Origin of the sequence: Methylophaga frappieri, assembly GCF_000260965.1 — a bacterium.
GTDB classification, from domain to species: domain Bacteria; phylum Pseudomonadota; class Gammaproteobacteria; order Nitrosococcales; family Methylophagaceae; genus Methylophaga; species Methylophaga frappieri.
Genome location: NC_017856.1, coordinates 2026981 through 2043847 on the forward strand (window position 1 = coordinate 2026981; position 16867 = coordinate 2043847).

18 protein-coding genes and 1 tRNA gene are annotated in these 16867 nt (G+C 47.2%); 13 read left to right on the plus strand and 6 right to left on the minus strand.

Annotated elements, in window-relative coordinates; genetic code table 11:
• On the plus strand, positions 1–717 hold the full coding sequence (locus Q7C_RS09685) for an SDR family oxidoreductase (RefSeq protein WP_014704574.1): 717 nt from the start codon (positions 1–3) through the stop codon (positions 715–717).
• On the opposite strand, the gene folK is transcribed toward Q7C_RS09685, so the two are convergent.
• Together folK and folB are read right to left on the minus strand one after the other, a co-directional pair.
• Positions 646–1173 carry a 2-amino-4-hydroxy-6-hydroxymethyldihydropteridine diphosphokinase gene (folK, locus tag Q7C_RS13355; protein WP_050954406.1) on the minus strand — a complete coding sequence of 176 codons (528 nt, stop codon included), beginning with the start codon at positions 1171–1173 and terminating at the stop codon, positions 646–648. The two genes, Q7C_RS09685 and folK, sit on opposite strands and share 72 nt — an antisense overlap.
• Complete coding sequence (folB, locus tag Q7C_RS09695; protein ID WP_014704575.1) at positions 1173–1523, minus strand: dihydroneopterin aldolase; 351 nt, start codon at positions 1521–1523, stop codon at positions 1173–1175. Before folB ends, folK begins: the two co-directional genes overlap by 1 nt.
• 74 nt (positions 1524–1597) lie before the next feature.
• Here folB and plsY point away from each other — a divergent pair, with 74 nt between their 5' ends.
• Positions 1598–2194: a glycerol-3-phosphate 1-O-acyltransferase PlsY gene (gene plsY / locus Q7C_RS09700; RefSeq protein ID WP_238532305.1), complete on the plus strand. Its 597-nt coding sequence runs from the start codon at positions 1598–1600 to the stop codon at positions 2192–2194.
• Here plsY and tsaD read toward each other — a convergent pair.
• A complete protein-coding gene (gene tsaD / locus Q7C_RS09705) occupies positions 2186–3199 on the minus strand; it encodes a tRNA (adenosine(37)-N6)-threonylcarbamoyltransferase complex transferase subunit TsaD (protein ID WP_014704577.1) in 1014 nt (337 codons plus the stop codon). The genes plsY and tsaD overlap by 9 nt on opposite strands.
• 134 nt (positions 3200–3333) lie before the next feature.
• On the opposite strand from tsaD, the gene rpsU reads away from it, so the two are divergent.
• From rpsU to Q7C_RS09730, 5 genes are all read left to right on the plus strand, one after another.
• Complete coding sequence (gene rpsU, locus Q7C_RS09710) at positions 3334–3549, plus strand: 30S ribosomal protein S21 (protein ID WP_014704578.1); 216 nt, start codon at positions 3334–3336, stop codon at positions 3547–3549.
• A 17-nt stretch (positions 3550–3566) separates the two neighbouring features.
• Entirely contained in the window at positions 3567–4028 is a 462-nt protein-coding gene (locus Q7C_RS09715) for a GatB/YqeY domain-containing protein (protein ID WP_014704579.1), read from the plus strand.
• Between the two features lie 69 nt (positions 4029–4097).
• On the plus strand, positions 4098–5834 hold the full coding sequence (gene dnaG, locus Q7C_RS09720; RefSeq protein WP_014704580.1) for a DNA primase: 1737 nt from the start codon (positions 4098–4100) through the stop codon (positions 5832–5834).
• Positions 5835–5926: 92 nt separating this feature from the next.
• Complete coding sequence (gene rpoD / locus Q7C_RS09725; RefSeq protein ID WP_014704581.1) at positions 5927–7765, plus strand: RNA polymerase sigma factor RpoD; 1839 nt, start codon at positions 5927–5929, stop codon at positions 7763–7765.
• A gap of 8 nt (positions 7766–7773) precedes the next feature.
• Positions 7774–7850 (plus strand) — tRNA-Ile (locus tag Q7C_RS09730).
• Positions 7851–8061: 211 nt separating this feature from the next.
• On the opposite strand, the gene Q7C_RS09735 is transcribed toward Q7C_RS09730, so the two are convergent.
• Entirely contained in the window at positions 8062–8850 is a 789-nt protein-coding gene (locus tag Q7C_RS09735; protein WP_014704583.1) for an NAD(P)H-flavin reductase, read from the minus strand.
• A gap of 101 nt (positions 8851–8951) precedes the next feature.
• On the opposite strand from Q7C_RS09735, the gene Q7C_RS09740 reads away from it, so the two are divergent.
• From Q7C_RS09740 to Q7C_RS09755, 4 genes are all read left to right on the plus strand, one after another.
• Complete coding sequence (locus Q7C_RS09740) at positions 8952–9869, plus strand: LysR family transcriptional regulator (RefSeq protein ID WP_238532306.1); 918 nt, start codon at positions 8952–8954, stop codon at positions 9867–9869.
• A 199-nt stretch (positions 9870–10068) separates the two neighbouring features.
• Positions 10069–11046 (plus strand): DUF1852 domain-containing protein, encoded by a 978-nt coding sequence (locus tag Q7C_RS09745; protein WP_014704585.1) that lies wholly within the window; start codon positions 10069–10071, stop codon positions 11044–11046.
• Between the two features lie 21 nt (positions 11047–11067).
• Positions 11068–12096 carry a methionine synthase gene (locus tag Q7C_RS09750; protein ID WP_014704586.1) on the plus strand — a complete coding sequence of 343 codons (1029 nt, stop codon included), beginning with the start codon at positions 11068–11070 and terminating at the stop codon, positions 12094–12096.
• Between the two features lie 85 nt (positions 12097–12181).
• Positions 12182–13012 (plus strand): sulfite exporter TauE/SafE family protein, encoded by an 831-nt coding sequence (locus Q7C_RS09755; protein ID WP_014704587.1) that lies wholly within the window; start codon positions 12182–12184, stop codon positions 13010–13012.
• 160 nt (positions 13013–13172) lie between these two features.
• On the opposite strand, the gene Q7C_RS09760 is transcribed toward Q7C_RS09755, so the two are convergent.
• A complete protein-coding gene (locus Q7C_RS09760; RefSeq protein ID WP_014704588.1) occupies positions 13173–13481 on the minus strand; it encodes a hexameric tyrosine-coordinated heme protein in 309 nt (102 codons plus the stop codon).
• Between the two features lie 101 nt (positions 13482–13582).
• On the opposite strand from Q7C_RS09760, the gene Q7C_RS09765 reads away from it, so the two are divergent.
• Positions 13583–14002 (plus strand): MarR family winged helix-turn-helix transcriptional regulator, encoded by a 420-nt coding sequence (locus Q7C_RS09765; RefSeq protein WP_014704589.1) that lies wholly within the window; start codon positions 13583–13585, stop codon positions 14000–14002.
• A gap of 103 nt (positions 14003–14105) precedes the next feature.
• Positions 14106–14753, plus strand: coding sequence for a pyridoxamine 5'-phosphate oxidase (gene pdxH, locus Q7C_RS09770; RefSeq protein ID WP_014704590.1), 648 nt, complete (start codon positions 14106–14108; stop codon positions 14751–14753).
• Here the strand turns inward: pdxH and Q7C_RS09775 are convergent.
• Positions 14742–16778: a site-specific recombinase gene (locus tag Q7C_RS09775; protein ID WP_014704591.1), complete on the minus strand. Its 2037-nt coding sequence runs from the start codon at positions 16776–16778 to the stop codon at positions 14742–14744. The two genes, pdxH and Q7C_RS09775, sit on opposite strands and share 12 nt — an antisense overlap.
• Positions 16779–16867 lie beyond the last annotated feature (89 nt).

Here is a 16867-nt window from a genome sequence, read left to right on the forward strand (position 1 = left end):
ATGGATCCGATTTTAGTTACGGGCGCGAGTCGGCGTGTAGGATTACATATTGCCCAGCGTCTCCATGCTGATGGTTACAAGGTGTTAGCGCATTACCGCACAGAAACGGATGGGGTGCAATCATTACGCGATGCGGGTGTTGATTTGATTCAGGCGGATTTTGATAGTCAATCGGCGATTTTGAGTTTTGTTCAGCTGCTTAAAACCCGGTATCCAAACTATCGTGGCATCATTCACAATGCGTCCACTTTCACGCCAACAGAGTCAGATCTGACCGCTGCGGCAAGTCAATATGCAGCTTTTTTTCATGTTCATATGCTGGCGCCCTTTCTCATCAATCAGGCGCTTGCCGAGCAATTACGCGGCGAACAGGATAGCCCGGCGGATATTGTGCATATCACTGATATTAATGCCGAAAACCCAACCCCGCGGTTTGATAGTTACGGCACGACCAAAGCGGGTTTGCATAACATGATGCTGGCAATGGCAAAAAAATTAGCGCCCAAAATCAAAGTCAATGCCGTTGCGCCCGGCCCCGTCTTGTTTAATGTGTCTCATACGCCAGCAGCCAGACAGGAAATGTTATCCGAGACCCCGCTTGCCTGCGAAGGTGGCGCCGAACCTGTTTATCTGGCGGTGCGCAGTTTATTGCAAAACCCGTTTTTGACTGGTGTCAGTATCCCGGTCGATGGTGGTCGGCGTTTGTCCAAAAAATAAGTGTTGGTCCTGAATGCTCACCCCTGCCGGCATCACGGGTAACGGTTTATTATCCAGAAATGCCTGTAGCTCACTGATAACTGGGTAAAGAAAGTATTCCTCGGTAATGGCGCTAACCGGTTTTTGAATAATCTCCTGCCGATCAGCCTGACAAAGAATGTCTATATCGGCAGGCCGGTCTTTACGTTTGCTATCGGGATCGGCGCGATCTCTGCCCATGGTCGCTTCAATTTCATTGCTCAGCGTTTTAAATTCGTCGGCAGATAATGTTGTTTCAATGTAGGCAACGCAATTTAAAAACTGTCGATAACTATTCATGCCAACCGGTGGTGTCGCCAAAACCCGACTCAATACCAGCGTATTCACATACGGCAATAAAGCATGAACCATGCGTGCCATATTCTGCTCGGGGTCGAGGTTACATCCCAGACCAATGAGGTATTTGTTATGGTGCATTAGCGGCTTCGCACAATCTCGATTTTGGCCTGGTTTTGCCCATGAAGCCGGACTGGCTTGGTCAAGGTAAGCTGTAAACGTGTTATCGGAAAATGATTCAGTAACAACTGTGCCACTTGCTCTGCCAAGGTTTCGATAAGTTGAAACTCACTATTTTCAACAAACGCGACAACTTTTTCGGCAACCAGACCATAATCCAGTGTGTGCTGTAGATCATCTTGTTGAGCCGCTGGGCGAATGTCCCAATCAAAAATAAAATCAAACCGCAGTGTTTGACGAGTATGCCGTTCCCAATCGTACACGCCGATGATGGTGTCAATTTTTAAATCATTTAAATAAATTTTATCCATGATGATGCGCTACTGGAGCCAGAAGATTGCTTGCGCCTATAATGACGGATTTAGACCTAAAGTTGCATCTTATCATGCCCGAAATTTCCTTCCTGATATTGCTGGTATTCATTGGCGCCTACCTGATTGGTTCTTTGTCGAGTGCGGTGATGCTGTGTCGATTGACGGGGTTGCCTGATCCGCGCACACAAGGTTCGGGAAACCCTGGCGCAACAAATGTATTACGTATGGGCAGCAAAAAAGCTGGCTGCGGTTGTCTTGCTAATCGATATACTGAAGGGCGTGATTCCGGTCTTAATTGCCCGTTGGCTGGGACTGGATATGTTTTATGTCAGCTTAACGGCGTTGGCGGCTTTTCTGGGGCACTTATATCCGGTTTTTTTCAGTTTCGTGGTGGCAAAGGGGTCGCAACAGCTTTGGGCGCTTTTCTGGCGCTCTCGCCATGGTTAGCTTTAGCGGCCGTTGCAACTTGGTTAGCGGTGTTTATGCTGAGCCGGATTTCATCCTTGTCGGCCATTAGCGCAGCGATGATGACCCCGATATACAGTCTTTGGCTGATTGCTGATCCCGCCTCTCGCGGCATTATTTTACTGATGGCGCTGTTATTGTTGGTACGCCACCATGGCAATATTCGACGTTTATTGCATGGCGAAGAAAAAAAATCAGGCTGATGGTGGTGTTAATTCATCTAGCGGCCAGCGCGCCCGAACAGTGAAAATCGCCGGCATATCTGGTTTCATTGCCTGTTGGCGCATCGCACCAGCAAAGGCAATCATGGCACCGTTATCACTGCAAAAGCGCATAGCAGGATAGAAAACCTGCTTGCCAGGTAATGCATTTAACGCTTGTCGTAATGATTGGTTGGCACTAACGCCGCCGGCAACGACCAAGCGGCGATAACCAGTCTGTTTTAATGCGCGTCGACATTTGATGACCAAGGTTTCTACGGCAGCTGTTTCAAATGCAAGCGCAATATTGGCTTTACTTTGCACAGATTGATCGCTGTTATGCCAGGCATTCAGCGCCGCGGTTTTTAAGCCGCTAAAACTAAAATCCAGCCCTGGTCGATTCACCATAGGCCGCGGAAAGTCATAGCTGCCACTGACGCCTTGCTCTGCCAGCTTGGCCAATGCCGGGCCACCCGGATACCCCAACCCCAGCATTTTGGCGGTTTTATCAAATGCCTCTCCGACGGCGTCATCGATCGACTCGCCCAGCAAGTGATAGTTGCCTACCGCCCGAACATCAACCAATAAGGTGTGGCCACCGGAGACTAATAATGAAACAAAAGGAAAGTCAGGTGGCGAATCTTCTAGCAAGGGTGACAACAAATGCCCTTCCATATGGTTAATTGGTAACGCCGGAATCGATAATGCCCATGCCAAACTACGACCAATGGCCGCGCCGACCAGCAAGGCGCCAACTAAACCCGGGCCGGCGGTATAGGCAACGGCGTCAATATCATTTTGCGTTAATCCGGCATCATCCAGCACTTGCTGCATCAATGGTAATGCTTTTCGAATATGGTCCCGTGATGCCAGTTCAGGTACAACACCACCATATTCAGCATGCATCTCAATTTGGCTGAATAATCGGTGTGACAACAACCCTTTCTCGGTATCGTAAAGGGCAATGCCGGTTTCATCGCAGGAAGATTCGATTCCCAAAACACGCATAAAATGACTTCATAACACGGAATAACCGCCACATTATGCCTGAGTTTATAATCAAACGGATTTAACTATTTGCTTTCTGTAGGATATTTCGTACAATTAGCAGCTTTTCATCAATAACCGTTAGGGAAATTTGAATGCCGTCAGTACGTGTAAAAGAGAACGAACCTTTTGATGTCGCGCTGCGCCGCTTTAAGCGCGCATGTGAAAAAGCGGGCACAGTGGCTGAAGCGCGTGCGCGTGAAGCTTACGAAAAACCAACTACCGTGCGCAAACGTGCGGCAGCCGCAGCAGTTAAGCGTCATCAGAAAAAACTGGCTCGTGAAAATGCCAGCCGAGTTCGTCTCTACTAAGAAAGTCGCTATCAATCATGCCTGCTGAAGCCAGTCCGCTTAAAGTCCGAATTCAGGACAATGTTAAAGATGCAATGCGCGCGAAAGACAAACATCGTCTTGGTGCATTACGCCAGATAACGGCGGCGATTAAACAGTCTGAAGTGGATAATCGTCAGGATTTGTCTGATGACGATATTTTGGTGATCCTCACCAAAATGACCAAACAGCGCAAAGATGCCTTGAGCCAATATGAGCAGGCAGGACGCGAAGATTTGGCAGCAATTGAGCGCGATGAATTGGCAATTATTGAAGAATTTCTGCCAGCAGCGATGACCGAAGCAGAGCTGGAGGCAGCCATTGCCTCAGCGATTGCAGAAAGTGGTGCCAGCAGCGTCAAAGACATGGGCGCCGTCATGAATGTGTTGCGTCCCAAGATTCAGGGCCGTGCCGATATGGGCGCGGTCAGTAGTCAAGTCAAGGCTGCTTTGAGCGCTTGATTTGCCGCAACCTGAGCCTGTCAGGCTGGGCATGGTTGCGTCATAATTTGCTTCGGTCATAATGCCGATATGGCCGGAAAAATCCCTCCCCAATTTATTGATGCGCTCTTAGCACGCGTTGACATTGTCGATGTCATCGATGCGCGGGTGCCATTGAAAAAAGCCGGCAAAAACCTGCAAGCCTGCTGCCCATTCCATAATGAAAAAACACCTTCTTTTACGGTGAGTCCCGAGAAGCAGTTTTATCATTGTTTTGGCTGTGGGGCACACGGTACCGCAATCAGTTTTTTAATGGAGTATGACCAGCTAAGCTTTCCTGAAGCCATTCAAGAGCTCGCCGAAAGTGTTGGCATGCAAGTACCTGCGGCACAGCAAAACGCTCTGCGCCCAGTCCAGCAAAATCTTTATGATTTGCTGGAAAAGGCCAATCAATATTACCTTCATCAGCTACAGCATCACCCGCAACGACAGGTTTTTCTTGATTACCTTGAACAGCGCGGCCTGAGCACCGAGATTGTGCATCAATTTGATATCGGTATGGCGCCTGACGGCTGGGATAATCTCTTTCGTACCTTAGCCAGCAACAATGAAACCAGCCGATTGCTAGAGCAAGCCGGCATGCTCGTTAAAAATGATAAAGGGCGTTTGTATGATCGGTTTCGCAACCGATTAATGTTTCCGATCCGGGATCGACGGGGCCGGGTGATTGGCTTTGGTGGACGGGTAATTGAAGCTGACGCACTGCCCAAATATCTTAACTCGCCAGAAACGCCAATCTTTCGTAAAGGTCATGAGCTTTATGGCTTATATCAGGCGCGAAAAGCTAACCGACGTCTGGATCGTATTCTGATCGTTGAAGGCTATATGGATGTCATTGCCTTGGCGCAGTATGGGGTGACCAATGCCGTGGCGACCCTTGGCACGGCAACGACACCGGATCATTTACGGCAATTGATTCGTAGTGCCCCCGAAGTGGTTTTTTGCTTTGATGGTGATCAGGCGGGTCTGGATGCAGCCTGGCGTGCAGCAGAAAATGCCTTGCCTGTGCTTGGCGGTAATTTTGAATTGAAGTTTATGTTTCTGCCAGCAGGCGATGATCCGGATAGCTTGATTCGGCGTGAGGGTAAAGCGCAATTTGAGACGATGCTAAACGATGCTCAGAGTTTTTCAGCGTTTTTTCTGGATCACTTAAAGCAACGTGTTGGGGGCGATTCGATGGATGCGCGGGCGCGTCTAATTGAATTAGCTAAACCTTATCTTGGGCGAATCACGGCGGGTGTTTATCGCGATATGCTGGCGCAACAACTCGCCGAGCAGGCACAAACCAGCCGCCACGTTTTAAACAAACATTTAGGGAAAAGTGCGGAATCGAACCGACCTGCAAAAAAGAAAACACCAACGGTATCGCAAAAAACACCGGAACGGCTGGCGATCAGTATTTTATTGCAATACCCGACTTTACACCTTGCCCTGACCGAAACCGAGAGTTTGGCTAATTTATCCAATAAAGGGGTGGTCGTATTGAGGCAACTGCTTGAAATGCTTCGCAACAATCCCCAATTAACGAATAGCGGCATGCTGCTGGAACGCTGGCGGGGACATGAACTCTTTCCTCACTTGGAAAAGTTGGCAAAAATGCCGTTGGATTTTGATGAAACAGATAAGTTAAGGCCAGAGCTGGTGGGGTGCATCCAAAAGCTGCAACAACAAGCCAGATACGAAAGGCAAAAATATCTGACCGAAAAATATAAGTCGCCGGCGGGGTTGACCAGTAGCGAAAAAGAAGAGCTGAGATCACTCATGTGAGTGTTCAGTCATCAAACTTGATGCAAATCAAGTGTCTATTCGATATAATATAGTGTTACCGTCAGTGTCGCATCCGTTGTCAAAGGGGCCGAATGAAAGATCAACAATCACGCGTTAAAGAGCTTATTACTTTAGGGAAAGAGCGCGGTTATCTTACTTATGGTGAGATTAACGATCACCTTCCTGAAGATTTGGTGGATGCGGATCAGGTCGAAGATATTGTCAGCATGTTCAGTGATCTTGGCATCATGGTGCATGAAGATGGTATGGATACCGACGAAATGGAGCGACTCGCAGAGGCGGTCGCCAGTAATGATGAAGTTTCTGATGACGAAGCCGCCGCAGTTCTAGCGAGTTCTGATGGCGAGTTTGGCCGAACCACCGATCCGGTGCGGATGTATATGCGGGAAATGGGCAGTGTTGAACTACTGACCCGTGAAGGCGAAATTGTTATTGCCAAGCGTATTGAAGCTGGCCTGCGTGAAAGTCTGGTTATGCTGTCTACCTATCCGCCATGCATTGCAGCGTTTCTGACCTTGTTTGATGCGGTTGAAGCCGGCGAGTTGCGACTCAACGACCTGATTCGTGGTTTTGTGCAACCGGAAGAAGAGCTTGCCAGCCAAGATGATGACGAAGACGAAGCAGACAGCAACGATAACGACGACAGTGATGGCGACGATGATGACGATGATGATGTCAGCAACGTCAGCGATGACGATGATGATTCTGGCGTTATCGATCCCGATGAAGCGCGTGAACGTTTTACCGCGCTGAAAGAAGCTTATCTGGATGTACTCAGTGCTGAAGATGACGAACTGATCGCCGCTCGTGAACAGGCCAGTAACCTGTTTATGGAGTTTCGCCTGACGCCAAAAACGTTGGTCACGCTAAACAGTTTGATGACTGACACTATCGACGCTATCCGTAAACAAGAAAAAATCATTATGGATATCGTTGTTGAAGATGCGCGCATGAATCGTCGTGACTTTATCGACTCATTCCAAGGTAACGAAAGTAATCTGGAGTGGGCAGATAAATTTATTCGCGCCAAAAAACATTATTCATCGACGATAAAAAAACACCACGACGACATTCTCGATGCACAAAAGCAACTTGCTGACATCGCCGGTGAGCGTGGTCTGAGCATTTCCGAAATCAAGGAAATCGCTCGACAAATGTCGATTGCTGAGGCTAAAGCGCGGCGTGCCAAAAAAGAAATGGTCGAAGCTAACCTGCGTTTGGTAATTTCGATTGCCAAAAAATACACCAATCGTGGCCTGCAATTTTTGGACTTGATTCAGGAAGGCAATATCGGCCTGATGAAAGCCGTCGACAAATTTGAATACCAACGCGGTTACAAATTCTCGACCTATGCAACATGGTGGATTCGTCAGGCGATTACTCGTTCGATTGCCGATCAGGCCCGAACGATCCGGATTCCGGTGCACATGATCGAAACGATCAATAAACTGAATCGTGTGGCACGTCAGATGCTACAGGAAATGGGCCGCGAGCCAACGCCTGATGAGCTTGCTGAACGTGTAGAAATGCCGGAAGACAAAGTCCGCAAAGTATTGAAGATTTCCAAAGAACCTATTTCGATGGAAACGCCAATCGGCGACGATGAAGACTCTCATCTGGGCGATTTTGTGGAAGACGTCAATGTGATGTCGCCCGCCGACTCAGCCATTATCGAAGGCCTGCGTGAAGCAACCCAAGGCGTGTTGAATGGCTTGACCGAGCGCGAAGCCAAAGTGCTGCGTATGCGATTTGGCATTGATATGAATACCGACCACACGCTGGAAGAAGTCGGCAAACAATTCGACGTTACCCGCGAGCGGATTCGTCAGATCGAAGCCAAGGCGCTGCGTAAACTGCGTCATCCGTCCCGTTCGGATCAACTGAGAAGCTTCCTCGACTCAGATAGTTAATCCCTTTAGGGCCTATAGCTCAGTTGGTTAGAGCAGGGGACTCATAATCCCTTGGTCCCAGGTTCGAGTCCTGGTGGGCCCACCATATAAATCAAAGCCTTAGCGTTATTTTAGCGCTGAGGCTTTTTTATATCACCGAGGAATGCTTGTTTAATTTCATTTTAGTCTTTATCAATTCTGGCATTGATGAAACAAGCCGATGATAGCGATTAATTGCCAGAGCGTTACAAATCAGCCTGTTTGGTGCAAACTCCGCTTTTTGAGCCAAGATTGCCAAAATTCACCCTCAGAAATGATCAAACCCTGGCTTTCTGTTCTCTCGGCGCATACTCAAACACATCGGAATAGCAGTTTTTCTCTTTTAAACCTTTGAGTTCAAGCTGATCGATGGTGCCGTAGACCATTTGTGGAGAGCCGCACAGATAAGCCTGAACATCTTCCAATGCGTCAAAGTCTTCTTGAATCACTTGATAGATAAAGCCGGAGCGGCCAGTCCAGTCTGCATTGGCGGATTCCAGAATGGGCGTAAAGTGAAGGTTGTCATGTTGGGCAGCCCAGTCTTGAAACGCATCGAGCAGGTAAAACTCATCGGCCTGCCGGTTTGACCAGTAAATATGCACTTCGGCATCGGGTTTTTGCCGGACAATTTCTTCTGTGATGGCTTTAATTTTCGCGATGCCTGAGCCTGCAGCCACTAAAAGATGCGGCAAGCCAAGGTCTGTTTGCAGATAGGCGCGGCCCATTGGCAAGGCGACTTTGAGATTGGCTTTATTATCATTTAAATCAGACAGGCGGTTTAAAATCTTGCCGGCAAAGTCGCTGCCATTTTGGATAATGAGCTGTAAACGACGTGGTTGATCAGGGTTAACACTGTTGGCAATGGAATAAGAGAGTGACTGATATTGCCCATCACCATTGACATCAAGTTCGAGCTGCAAATGTTGGCCTGCATCATAGGCGAGTGTCGAGCCAGCTGGGGTCTCCAATTCAATTTGATAGGTGTCTTTGCTTAACGGTGAGACAGCTAAAACCTGGCAGGCATGTTCAACGACTGGGCGCGCTGGGTTTGGTGTGGCAGTAGACATATAAAAATCCATTCTTAGGGTATTTCAAGGATGAGACCAGTTTAAAGTACTTTTAAAATGAATAAAAATGGTATATTTTCACAAATCAATTAATTTTATTCATGACTGTTATGATTGAGCGTATTCATCTTAAAGTAGTACATGCAGTTGAGGTACATGGTTCTTTGACAGCGGCGGCCAAAGAATTATGCGTGACGCAATCGGCTTTAAGTCACACCATGCGAAAACTGGAAGATAATCTCGGTACCGAAGTGTGGCTGCGTGAGGGACGCAGTTTAAGATTGACGCAGGCTGGCCGGTATCTGCTGAACATCGCCAATCGGGTTTTGCCGTTGCTGGATTATGCTGAGGATAAGCTCAAGCAGATCGCTCTAGGCGAGCGGGGAACATTGCGAATTGGCATGGAATGTCACCCGTGCTATCAGTGGCTTTTGAAAGTGGTCGCGCCGTTTTTAGATTCGTGGCCGGATGTCGATGTCGATGTAAAACAGAAATTTCAGTTTGGCGGGGTTGGCGCGCTGGAAGATTATGAAATCGATTTATTGGTCACGCCCGATCCCATCTATAAAACGGGGCTGAGTTTTACCCCGGTGTTTGATTATGAGCAGGTATTGGTCGTGCCGCGCCAGCATGCATTAGCGCGCTTTGACTATATTGAAGCACAAGCGTTAGCTGATGAAGTGTTACTGACGTATCCGGTTGCAACAGAACGCTTGGATATCTACACCCATTTTCTGAATCCGGCTGAAGTCCTGCCCAAACAGCACAAAACCAGTGAAACCACCGAAATCATTCTGCAAATGGTCGCGTCGGGTCGTGGCGTGGCTGCGCTGCCACGCTGGCTGGCGGAAGAATACTGCACAAAATTACCGTTATCGGTCGTGCGTTTAGGCGAAGCCGGTATCGCCAAGCAAATCTATTTAGGTACGCGTGAAAGTGACCAGAATATTGAATACCTCAAGGCATTCATTGACCTGGCACGCAGTTATAAATATCCCTTGGATCCAGCTAAAGTATAAATCCCACGATGCGCTGCCATATTGATTTGATATGGCTTATCGTATTTATGCATAACTGGGCTTATGTTGTTATTCAATGGTCGGCTTGGTTATATGCATGAATAAATATCATCATTATATGAGATAAAATCAATTTTTTTCATGTGGAAACCCCTGTATAAAGTGCACTTTAGATTTACCTCAAGATACAGGAATGACCATGAGTACCGGTTTTCAATACACGATTAAGCGGATAAGTTTCGACGAAAACTATCATCCCGCTGATAGCACGCGGATCACGACAAACTTCGCCAATCTGGCAAGGGGTGAACACCGTCAAGAAAATTTACGCAAAGCTTTGCGCATGGTGGATAGCCGCTTTAATGCATTGGCTCAGTGGGATAATCCCAAGGCCGATCGCTATGCGGTTGAGCTGGAAATTATTTCAGTAGATGTCGATATTGAGGGCAATGGTCAACATTTTCCGTCGATTGAAATATTGAAAACTACTATTGTGGATAACCAAACCAACCAGCGTATTGATGGCATTGTCGGCAATAACTTTTCTTCTTACGTACGTGACTATGACTTCAGCGTATTGCTGTTGGAACACAATAAAGGTAAAGCAGGCTTCAGCATTCCAGATAACTACGGTGAGTTGCACGGCAAACTGTTCAAAGATTTCATCAACTCAGACGTTTACAAAGAAAACTTCAAAAAACCACCCGTGATTTGTCTGAGTGTATCCGATAACAAAACCTATCATCGCACCGATAATCATCATCCGATTCTGGGCGTTGAATACGAGCCGAATGAATCGTCATTGACAGAGCAGTATTTTAAAAAGATGGGCTTAAGGGTCCGTTACTTTATGCCGGAAGACAGTGTTGCGCCTTTGGCATTCTACTTTTTTGGTGACTTACTCAACGATTACACCAACCTGGAACTGATTGGCACCATCAGTACGATGGAGACATTCCAAAAAATCTATCGTCCCGAGATTTATAATGCCAATGCCGTTGCTGGAAGTGCCTATCAACCGAATTTGAAGCATGCCGATCATTCATTAACGCAGATCGTTTATGACCGTGAAGAACGCAGCCAGTTAGCGATTAAGCAGGGTAAATTTGCTGAAGAAAACTTCATCAAACCCTACAAGGCGATTCTTGACCAATGGTCTGAACAATACGCTTCTTAATGGATCAAAATAGAAATAGAAATGATGAAAAAATTATTACCCACTTCCACTGCCGGCAGTTTGCCGAAACCTTCTTGGCTTGCTGAGCCGGAAAAACTTTGGTCACCGTGGAAATTAGACGGCGACGAACTGGTGAGTGGCAAGCAAGATGCCTTACGCCTGTCATTACAAGAACAGCAACAGGCTGGACTGGATATCGTCGGTGACGGCGAGCAATCTCGTCAGCACTTTGTCACGACCTTTATCGAACATCTTGATGGGGTTGATTTCGCCAAACGTGAAACGGTAAAAATCCGTGATCGTTATGACGCGAGCGTGCCAACTGTGGTCAGTGCCGTGAGCCGTCAAAAACCGGTGTTTGTTGAAGACGCGAAGTTTTTACGTACTCAAACGGATCAACCCATCAAATGGGCGTTGCCAGGTCCGATGACCATGATTGATACGCTGTATGATGCACATTACAAAAGTCGTGAAAAACTGGCTTGGGAATTTGCCAAAATCCTGAACCAGGAAGCAAAAGAGTTAGAAGCGGCAGGCGTAGATATTATCCAGTTTGATGAGCCGGCATTTAACGTGTTCTTCGATGAAGTCAATGACTGGGGTATTGCCACACTGGAAAGAGCCATCGAAGGCCTGAAATGCGAAACCGCTGTGCACATTTGCTACGGTTACGGTATTCAAGCCAATACCGATTGGAAAAAAACCTTGGGTGCAGAATGGCGTCAATATGAAAATATTTTCCCTAAACTGCAACAATCCAACATCGATATGATCTCGTTGGAATGCCATAACTCGCATGTGCCGATGGATTTGATTGAACTGATCCGTGGCAAAAAAGTTATGGTCGGCGCGATTGATGTGGCGAGCAATACTATCGAAACGCCAGAAGAAGTGGCAGACACGCTGCGTAGAGCATTGCAGTTTGTTGAAGTGGATTTGTTATGCCCATGCACCAACTGCGGCATGGCACCGTTACCGCGTCACATTGCCAGAGCGAAGCTCAATGCATTGACTGCCGGGGCAGAAATCATTAGAAAAGAACTGGCTTAGTGCTTTTTGATTCTCAACAGGCTATGGGTGCTTCGGTGTTCATAGCCTGTTTTTGTTTGTTGTTTAACCACGAAAGTCATACAAAATGAATGTCATTGAATTTATTAGCACGCATCTCTCGACCTTATTGGCATTGATTGCGACAGGCGCCTTTGCCGGTGTATTAGCCGGTTTATTAGGGGTCGGCGGCGGTATTGTTATCGTGCCAGTCTTGTTTTTCCTGTTTCAAGGCTTTGGCGTTTCGCCGGAATCAGCGATGGTCATCGCGACTGCGACGTCATTGGCAACCATCGTACCGACTTCCATTAGCTCAATTCGTTCTCATAACCGCAAAGGCAACGTCGATTTTGATCTATTAAGACGGTGGGCGGGCTTTATTCTTATCGGTGTTCTAGTGGGTAGTTGGCTAGTAACAAGGGTTGATGGCACATCGTTGACCGTGATGTTTGGGGTTATTGCGACATTATCGGCATTAAATATGTTGTTTAGAACCGGTAAATCAGCGTTGTTCGATCAGTTGCCCGGCAAAGCAGGGCAGGCGGCAATTGGTTCTGGTATTGGTTTTTTTAGCTCGATGGTCGGTATTGGTGGCGGTACGCTCACAGTACCTACGCTGACATTATGTAACTATCCAGCGCATAAAGCGGTGGGTACGGCAGCGGCGATTGGCTTAATTATTTCCTTACCGGGTGCGTTAACCATGTTGATATTAGGTACCACACCCGCTGATGCTCCAGTTGGCACTTATGGACTGGTGAATCTAATCGGCTTTGTCTGCATTGTGCCACTCACCGTGCTATTCGCACCGGTAGGCGCCACACTCGCTAACAAACTAGATGCAACAAAACTGAAAAAAGTCTTTGCGGTAGTCTTGCTCATCACGGGCTTAAGGATGTTGCTGCAGCTGTCCTTATAAATAAGGGAACGTGATTCGCTTTGCTATCCGTTCTTGGTTCAGCCTTTGCCTGTCAAATCGAGGCTGATAAATATCAGGCTCAACTATTCATGCCATATTGATTCAGTTTAAATACAGCGGTGATAAAATTGGCCGAAGCGTTACGCCTCGGCCAATCCCTTTATTTACGCCAATAATCATTGGCGATTGCGATGGTTTTGAACTCGATGGCTACCAGTTCGGCAGCATTCATTAATAACTGTGGATCCTCGGCATATTTGGCTCTGACACGATGTTTGGCTGCAACATCAGTTTGGATTGTACCAATGGTTTTCCTGACGATGGTCATGGCTAGTTGCCTGCCTTCATAGGGTGTCTCGGTAATCAGTGATGGCAGGTAGTTATCATTAGCCATCATTTCCTGTGCGGCAAGATTGACGGGAATGACAGCAGTCAACGCGGTAAGCAATAATATTTTTTTAGTAATCATGATAATCTATCTCTCTCTAACAGTTTGCAAACGAACTGTTTGCACCCAAACAGTAAGGCGGCAGGTATCAGATGTCAAGCGCACAACCAAAGGTGTGTTAAATGGGGCCTAGACTAAACGAGCAGGTATGCTTTGCACTCTACTCTACAAGTGGCACGATAACGCGCGCTTATCAGCGTTTATTGGCGCCTCATCGTCTGACTTATCCTCAGTTTGTTGTGATGATGTCACTTTGGCATCATGATGGGGCGACACAGAAAGCCATCGCAGAATCCATTGGCATAACCAAAGGGACGCTCAGCCCAATCCTGAAAAATCTGGAAATGAACGGCTATATCACTCGCAATAGTCCGCCAGGCAATGATCGGATTAAATCCGTGTTTCTGACCACGGCGGGTAAGACTTTAGCAGAACAGGGTGAACGAATTGCGGAGCAAGCATTGTGTGCAACCGGGCTGACATTAACTGAAGCCAATGACGTGATCCGTCTTTGTACGAAAATAAAGGATCATCTAGGGTAGCTGGCCCGTAAACGTCTCTGAGCCACTTCTTTCACATCAAGTTATCTGGTTTATGGCATGATCTTAGACGAAGTAACCTAACCTGCCGAGCTGAGAAAACCAAATGAAAAAAAAGCAGCCATTGGCTGATTTACGTAATAACTATCAACGTGGTGAACTGGCTGAGCAAGCAACGTCAGAGGTGCCTTTGCAGCAGTTTGAGCAATGGCTCAACGAGGCGATTACGCAAAAAGTGAATGAACCCAATGCGATGACTTTGGCAACCGTTGATGCTGATGGACGTCCCGCTTGTCGCCCCGTGTTGATTAAAGACTGTGATGCGCGCGGTATCGTCTGGTTTACCAATTATCAAAGCAGAAAAGGACTTTCTCTGGCCAACAATCCGTTTGCGGCCCTGCAATTCTTTTGGCCCGAGCTTGAGCGTGTCGTGCGTATTGAAGGTAAAGTCGAAAAAATTTCGGAAACCGAATCGGATGCTTATTTTCATTCAAGACCATTAAGCAGCCGGATTGGTGCATGGGCCTCGCCGCAAAGTACCGTTATTGAAAGCCGAACTGTTATTGTCAGTCAAGCTGCTAAATACGGCGCTGAGTTTGGCCTGCATCCGCCACGGCCACCACATTGGGGCGGATACCGATTAGTCCCTGATTATTGGGAGTTCTGGCAAGGTCGTCCATCACGGCTGCATGATCGGATTTGTTACCGTTTGCAACCGGATGGTCAATGGCAGCGGCTACGTCTAGCTCCCTGAAGGCGTTTGTTCGCTATTGTCTTGTTCAGATTTGATGACTTGTTGTGCGACGCCAACTGGAAAAAATACCCGCAGTGGATTTTCTTTGGTTTGATCCCAGATGCTGCGCATAAGCGCCGAAAAGCGGCTGATACGTGTCCCGCGGGCACGCAGTGCGACGATTAAGGCTAAGGCAAAACTGACCCAAAGATTAAAAAAACCAATGATCAGGACAAACAATAAATAGACGAAAAACTCAAAAATGCCCATCGTGCTGCTAAAAGTAGCGTAGCCGAGGTTGGCCGCAGAAAATGCCACATGGCGAATATCTAAAGGTAAATCCAGCAAATAGCCAATATAAGGTGTAATGCCGAGTAAGACACCGAAAAAGAAATTACCGGCTAATGAGCCATAGTGCGTATGCACATAATCGCCCAAATTTTCGCGCCAACTTTCTTTCATCCAGTCACGTAATAATGGGTGGTAACGAATCCGAGTACGAAGTTCCAGATAATCGGCTCGGTTATCAAAATAACCGGCAATGATGCCAGAGCAAAATAACCAGACACCGGCTATTGAGGCATAGAAAATGGCCATGCCGCCAATGGGCGTGATGTCATTAAGAAGGTGGTTAACCGTGCTTGGTTGAATTAACTGTGTTTGCCAATACCAAAGGCTGAAGCTGGCAATCAGGCTGGCAATGATAATCGCGGTAATCACATTCCCCCAAACGGCAGCCCACTGTGAGCGATTTACCTCGATTAACAGGCTGGCCAGTTTTTTATGAACGGCACGTCCATTTTCCCCACGCTCTACCTCTGCGGCAAAATTAGCAGCGGTCATGGCGGGCTGTTTGGAGGCGATTGTAAAGTGCAACATATGCACTATCATGAATCCAACGCCGTAGTTAAGGCTTACTAACAAGGTGTAAAAGCCTTTATCAAAACCCAGGTCTTCGATATAAATTTTGTTCAATGCCATCAAAGCGATAAGTACGCCGGCACCGGCTGCCGAGCCAAATAACGCCCAAAAAGCCGATTTATCCCGGGCGACATAATGTTCACCGTGATCACTTTTATTTTGGGTGATGCTTCGGGACAACATGCCAATACTGTTTCTGACCAATGATTTGAGACTGTTTTTTTCGGTGGTGGCGAGCACCAGTTTTTGCCACAGACTCAGGCAACGTGTTTGTTCACTCAGCGGATCTGGATCCGTCAGAATGGTGAGCAGCTCTTCTATACGTTCCAGTGTTTGTTCTAACCGTTCCAGTAGGTGTGCAACGGAAATAGAAGAGCCTGCTGCACCCGCACCACGACGACGCAAGCGTTGGACCAGTTCGCGACATTGGTCCAACATGACCCAGATGTGATCTGGATTATAAGGTTCAACTTCTGGATCATTAAATCGCTGATACATATTTTGTACAAAAGGCTGTAATTCCCGTTGCAACACGATAAAGGCTGAGTCGTTATCAACGAGCCGCTTATCAATACGCATTAATTCAGGTTCTAATTCTTCCGCTGCAACCCAAATAGCCAACATTTCAATGGCATAAAGGCATTGCTCCTTGAAATGATTTATTGAGCGCTGCTTTATTTCGACATCCAAATCTTGGCAGAGCAGCAGATGGAGTTTTAACCATTGCACGGACGAAATCGTTTCCAGCCAATCATTATCACTACGCTGAGAGAACAGGAGCGTTAATGCATCTTTCGCATTGGTGAGGTCCAGCGGAGGCGGATTCATTTTGTCATAAAGCCGCGTCATAAACTCGTTCAAAAAGCCTCGACGAGAAAAAATACCAAGACTGACAATAGCGGAATAAAGATTCTGTTCAACGAACCACTCGTGAAAGCGTTCGCCAACCAATTGCCTTAATTCGGTATCGTTATCAAGCAGATCCAACAGTGCATCCATGCGTGTGGCTGCATCTTGCTCGCCTCCTTTGCGCAGCTCAGCAATTACGGTGCGCAAGGCACCAAGAACAGAATTGTCGTGATGGAACTCTGCTTTGAGCTTGTCGGCGTCAAAAAACTGAGGCATTAAGTCGTCCGTAAATTAAAAATTTTGATTATTGTATTTGATGTCGTCGCATGACAATAAGCCCGGCAGTGCATCGGGCCATGAGGGTG